Here is a 6,080-nt window from a genome sequence, read left to right on the forward strand (position 1 = left end):
CGTCATGTCAAGAGTATCTCTAACGAACAGGATAAATGAACTTTTCTTAGAACTGTCTTTATACCAATCCGTAGTAAACAGATTTTCTTGATTGGCTTTCAACTTTGCCAGCAAGTCACGGGCGGCGGCTTTTACCATGACTACATCATCTTTTGAGAGATTTTCCTTTCGGAGAATATCGAAAACTTCAAGTTCTTCTTCGGTAAGCCCCTCTTCAGAGGCACGACGTTGTTCAGCCGACATACGGGTTAGCAGCTCCATAAGTTCGCGGAATGCTTCTTCTGACTCGGTGCTACCTGCATTATATCGGTCGATTATTCTTTGAAACTCCTCTGCAAAAGTGCGTCGCTCGCTGTTTTGATTGAGCATAGCATCGAGTTTCTGCGAAATGAAATCTTCAAGATCAGAGATTTCGAGAGCCTTGCATTTCGATTCGCCATATTGTTCACGGAGTTTGTCAATATCAAGGCGACTTAAATCAAATTCGCCAAACTCCTTGATTGTGTACTCTCTATTCTCTGCCGGGCCGTCACCTTTCGGAACTATACTCTGATTGAGCAAATCTTTGATACGGCGGCGAGCCGAATCAAGATTGCCTCGGTCAACCGAGTTATCCATAACCTGTCGGAGGTAATGGATAACCTCGGCCATCACAAAATCCTCTTTGATGCTGATTATGTCGGGCAGACATTCATCATAAATCTGAGAAATAGTGTTGTCAAACACAGCGAATTGAGCTTTGCGCTCAATCGGATTTATGAGAATGTTGGCGTATTGGTCAAAAAGAGAAATTTGATTGAAAGCTTTATTGAGGTCGAGAATCTTCTGTAAATCAACATCAAGACCACGACACCACTCTACGCATTGGGCGATGGCTGCGCGAAGATGAGTGTAAAGCTCATCGAGTGTCATTGCCGCAGGAGTGCCACCAGGTGAGTCTGTTCCGGGATTATCGGTTTCTTCCTCGTTACCATCTCCTTGCGCGTCTCCGTATGTGGCAAAAGCCTTTTTCAGACTACCGAAAATATTGCAGTAAGAAATAATCTGACCGCAAGATTTTTCACGTCCAAGCACGTCAAGTGTCGAGCATCGACGATTTGCACGTGCGATTGTCTGCATAAGGTTTTGCCCCGCAAGTGGCTTATCCATGTAGAGAGTTGACACCATAGGCGAATCGAAGCCGGTGAGCCACATAGAGCAAACAAACACGACACGCAACGGATTGTCTTCGTCGCGGAATAAATCTTGCAGTTCTTGCCCCTCCTCGTTGACATCGTTCATCCGCTCAATATGCGGACGAAGGTTAAGACCTTCGGCTGCGAAGCGTTCTTCATCTCCTTGGCCGGTGCTGATAACGACAGCCATATCGGTAGAGCGCATCCAATCGCGAATTTTCAGCTTGGTCTGATACTCTGCCGCTGAAGGATTGAGCGTCATAAGCTCATGGTTGATGTCAGAAATTTTTTGCTGCCATTTTGCAGTGACAAGGTCATACATCCTTACTGCGGTAAAGCGGTCAACGCTTACCACCATTGCCTTGCCGAGATAACCTCGGTTGATGATATGCTCCACAATATCGTCGGCTATCTTATTCAAGCGAGCCGGACGGCGAAGAATTTCAAGCTCCTTGGCATACTCGCGTTCGAGGCGTTGACGACTGTCATCATCGAGTTCTTCATCTTGAAGAATGTTGATGAAGTCGGCACTGAACGTCGGGTTTTCATTCTGCACCTCAGGCAGGTGGTTGCGATAAGTGAGGCGCACGGTGGCCTCATCTTGCACCGCCTGACTGAAATTATATTCACTGACGGTCTCGCCAAACCATCTGTTTGTAAGTTTTTTGCTACCAAAAAGCGGTGTGCCGGTAAATGCCATATATTTGGCATTTGGCAAACCTGCCCTAAGGTTTTCTGCAAGAGACTTATATTGTGTGCGGTGAGCCTCGTCTATAAACACAATAATATCGTTGCGCTCCGAGAGAACAGGAAATTTCTTGCGCTTATCGTAACGAAATTTTTGAATGAGCGTAAAGAGTATGCGGTGGTCTTCGCCAAGCATAGTGCGGAGACGGTCGCTTGTTTTGGGTTGGCAATCTTCCTCCGCACTCATAAAACCGCTGTGCAAGAAGTTGCGGTAAATCTGACTGTCAAGGTCTTCCCGGTCGGTAATGATAAGGAATGTGAAATTGCCGGAGAAGCGGTTTTTAAGCAGTCGCGCGAGATACACCATTGAAAAGCTCTTGCCGCTACCCTGGGTGTGCCAAAAAACTCCCATCTTACCACGGTCTTCTTCGCGTGGAGAGCCGCAAAGATATTTATATCGCTCTACGGCACGATTCACTCCGAGAAATTGATGGTTTTTGGCACATATCTTTATCGAGCCGTTGTAGAAAAGGATATAGTTGTGGATGTAATCAAGCAAGTTCTCTTTTTTCAACAGCGATCGAGCCATAACATCAAGGCTGATTTTCTCATTCTCGATTTCCTGCTTGTTGATTTTATCATCTTCCGAAGCTCGGAACCAAGGAGCGAAAAAAGCCCACTTGGCAAAAGTCGCTCCTACTCGTGTATGCAAGCCGTTGCTTGCAACGAGCACAGCGTTATAAGCCATTAGTTGAGGAATGGCCGCTTTATACCTCGTCAAGTTATCGTCAAATGCTTGTTTAACGGGAATATTGCTGTCTTTAAGTTCAATGGTAATCAATGGTATGCCATTGACGTAGATTATAACATCGGGGCGCAGACGGTAAACATCACCTTGAATCCAAAGTTGGTTAACGACATCAAACTGGTTGCTTGTCGGATTCCCCTAATCTATGTATTGAATAGTTCGTTGCTCACGTTTTCCGTTGGCTTGAAGCACGTTAATCTTGAACCCGTTGATGATTCGTGAAAGAATCGTGGCATTAAGAGAAGCCGGGTCAGAGTGCAAGTCTATATCATTGAGTGCGGCCACAGCCGTATTCACATCTGAATCATCGAAACCTTGTGGACGGTCAGTTGCCGAAGCATTTATACGCTTAACCTCGCGGCGGAGTACATCAAGATTCAGCACACCTCGCTCCGAACTGCGATGCAAATGGTCGGTCACATAGCAGTTGAAATGATTGTTGTAGTCCAATTCATTGAGGCACACATCAATCAGTTCGCGTTCAATATCATCTTCCTTAATAAAGTATCTCATTGTGTCAAGCGATTTAAGGTGTCACTTCAAGCTGACCACTCATAAGCTGTGGCAACAAGCGGTCACGCATCTGCTGTAGTGTAACATTTAACTTTTTAAGATATGTCAACTCATTAAAAATAGCCGATATGGATTGCTCAAAAAGCGTTCTGTATTTTTCATCCGGAACAAGTAATTTAAGGCATGATAGAATTTTGATTGTCATGCTCGGAAGAGCTGTCCCTGAATTAAACACTTCCATATCAAAAGCTTTAAGTTGAAAAAAAGCAAGTTTACAGATTTTAGGAATTTTAGGTATCGAATAAAACATAGTATCAATACACCAAAACTTGCCATCCGCTAATATTATGTTATTAAGAGTACCTTTTCTGGGTATTAGAACAGATTCTCCTTCATATAAATATTCGTTTCCATAACGCATTATTCCCCCAGAGCCATATATAGGAAACAATCCATCATAAACTAACTTATGGTCTTTGCCATAAAGAATCTGCAAAATATCTGTAACAGAGCGATATTTCCACCCTTTAGGGAGACCATCGACAAATTCGGTGGTTTCGTGGCCGGGGAAGCGGAAAAACACGAACCACTCACGATATGTACGCATTGCCATTTCTTCCAAAATTGCTATGCGTCTACGATTAACCTCAATGAGTTCATCGTATTGTGAGAGAATATCAACAACCTTATTCTGAATATCAATCGAGGGCAGTCTTAGTTTTACCTTTGAAAGTATCGAAGTGTTAAGATTTGGCATTGTAGATCCGACAGTCGCCAACTCTATACAACTTGTTGAGTAGGGTTGCTGTAAGTGATAATAAACGTATTTTGAATTAGCCCTTGCTTCATCAATGGTTACTTTTAGACAGCCAGTGCCGCATAGCCAATCCGTTTCGTTGTCAGTGATATAAGCGCACTTGGCCAAGTCACCTCGTCGAGGATAAATAATGTCACCTTCATTTGTTTTATGCCGTTGTAGACGTTGCACGTGTTCTTCCGAAACACGCGCAATTTTTTGTTCTGATATTTTCCAGTCCACAATATCCTGTGGCATAATAACAGGAGTTCCCTCATCAGAATAATCTGATGAATGGAGTTGGGAGCCAAATGGCCCGGTTTGTATGTTGGACGCAACAGCACCAAGTGTCGTTTCTTGCACTTTCATACTCCCAACTGATTAAGATGTCCAACGATGCTCTCCATCAGCTCATTGCTTTTATCGTTTAAGGCCGAAAGTTCTGATTTAAGAGCTGTCATGCTTTCGCGGAAGTCGTTGAGGTCTTCAACGTCGAAGCTTACGCCGACGTAGCGACCGGGATTTAGCGAGTAGTCCTGCTCGCGGATTTCATCGATGGAGGCCGCTTTGCATAGGCCGATAACATCGCGATACTTGCCATCGGGGAAATTGTCTATGAGCCATTGGCGCATAGAGGTAAAATGGGTCAGCACTTTTTCAGCATCTGCGAGAGCGGCATCGGCGGCATCAATGCGTCGCTTAATATCGGTTTTAAGATTTTTGCCGGGGTTTTCCGAAAGGAAAGATTCTGCCTCAATGGTCGCAGCATTTTTTTCTTCGACGCAACTTTCGTATTTTGCAGTTAAATCGTGGATTCGGCTGTCGTAATGCGACATGAGTAGGTGCCAATGAACCTCATCACCTTGATAAATGTGACGGATGCAAGCGAGGTTTGCGATGTGTTCATCGGTAAACTCACGATGTGCACGGTCAATCTGCTTATAGAAATTTCGGGCGTTGATGAAAAGTACTCGCTTATCTTCACGTCGAGCTTTATCAAAGAACCATAGAGTGGCAGGTAGTGTGACCGAGAAGAACATATTGCTCGGCAGTGAGAGCATTGCGTTCACAATGCCGTCTTCGACCAATCGGGCGCGGATTTCAGCTTCTGACTTACCGGCATCTGTGGCAATTGAGGCCATGACGAGAGCTGCTCGCCCGGTGTCATTGAGTGCCGTGGCAAATTGATTTATCCAAAGATAATTCGCATTTGGCACGGTCTCGCCATCCTTGCTCTTGGACTTTGTTTTGTTTTTGGGTATTCCGAAAGTGTTGAAACGCGGGTCGTCCTTTACTTTGTCGTAGCTGACATCATCGACATTGAAAGGGGGATTAGCCATTACGAAATCGAACGTGCCGAATGAATTGTGAGGGTCGCTGTAATAGCTGTTGGCTTGAACGATGTTTCCGTTCAAGCCGTGGAGAAACATATTCATTCGAGCGAGTTTTACGGTCTCGTTTTCTTTTTCGATGCCGTAAACGCTTATGCGGTCGGGGCGGTCATTGCTGCGCTGAACGAAGTCGGCGCTTTGCACGAACATACCGCCCGAACCGCAGGCCGGGTCAAGGATGCGCCCTTTGTACGGCTCAATCATTTCAACCATTAGGCGGACAACTGAGGTAGGAGTGTAATATTCGCCGCCTCCTTTGCCCTCGCTGCTTGCAAATTTGCCGAGAAAGTATTCATAAACCTTACCGAATACGTCACCCTCCAAGTCACGAGGAATAGAATTTATGATTTTCAGAAGCGAGGCAGTGAGAGAGTCGTCACGTATGGTTTCTCCGTCTTCCTTTGGTTCAAGGTTGAAATATTCATCTTTGGGAAGCGAGCCTACAAGCTCGGGCTTGTGTTGCTCGATGCCCTCCATCGCTTGTTTGATCGCAAGTGGAATATCCTCTTGCTCGCTCAAACTGAGCAAATAGTCGAAATGAGATTTCTCCGGCAGATAATATCCGCATTTGCTCAGTGCAATTTCCTCTCGTGTTTTCGGATTGCGGGTATTCTGCGAAGCTGAAAACTCTGCTTCTATTTCATCTTTGAACTTGTCGTATTTGTTGGATGCAAAACGTAGGAATATCAGCCCCAATAATGGGGTTGAAT

3 protein-coding genes and 1 pseudogene are annotated in these 6,080 nt (G+C 45.0%); all 4 read right to left on the reverse strand.

All coding sequences use genetic code 11. The annotated features are described in order from the left end of the window. Positions 1-912, reverse strand: a 912-nt coding sequence (locus tag QZ311_RS11915; RefSeq protein WP_297068362.1) for a type I restriction enzyme endonuclease domain-containing protein, incomplete at its 3' end; no start/stop codon positions are given. Between the two features lie 81 nt (positions 913-993). Next, a pseudogene (locus QZ311_RS11920) lies at positions 994-3,183 on the reverse strand (HsdR family type I site-specific deoxyribonuclease); the annotation flags it as partial. 13 nt (positions 3,184-3,196) lie between these two features. Further along, positions 3,197-4,348 (reverse strand): restriction endonuclease subunit S, encoded by a 1,152-nt coding sequence (locus QZ311_RS11930; protein ID WP_290144163.1) that lies wholly within the window; start codon positions 4,346-4,348, stop codon positions 3,197-3,199. Next, positions 4,345-6,080, reverse strand: a 1,736-nt coding sequence (locus QZ311_RS11935) for an N-6 DNA methylase (protein WP_297068359.1), incomplete at its 5' end; no start/stop codon positions are given. The genes QZ311_RS11935 and QZ311_RS11930, both read right to left, overlap by 4 nt.

The organism is uncultured Duncaniella sp. (assembly GCF_910578445.1).
In the GTDB taxonomy this organism is placed as follows: domain Bacteria; phylum Bacteroidota; class Bacteroidia; order Bacteroidales; family Muribaculaceae; genus Duncaniella.

Coding starts and splice junctions, on each gene's coding strand:
- QZ311_RS11930 (WP_290144163.1), bottom strand. CDS start 4,348: ATGAAAGTGCAAGAAACGACACTTGGTGCTGTTGCGTCCAACATACAA.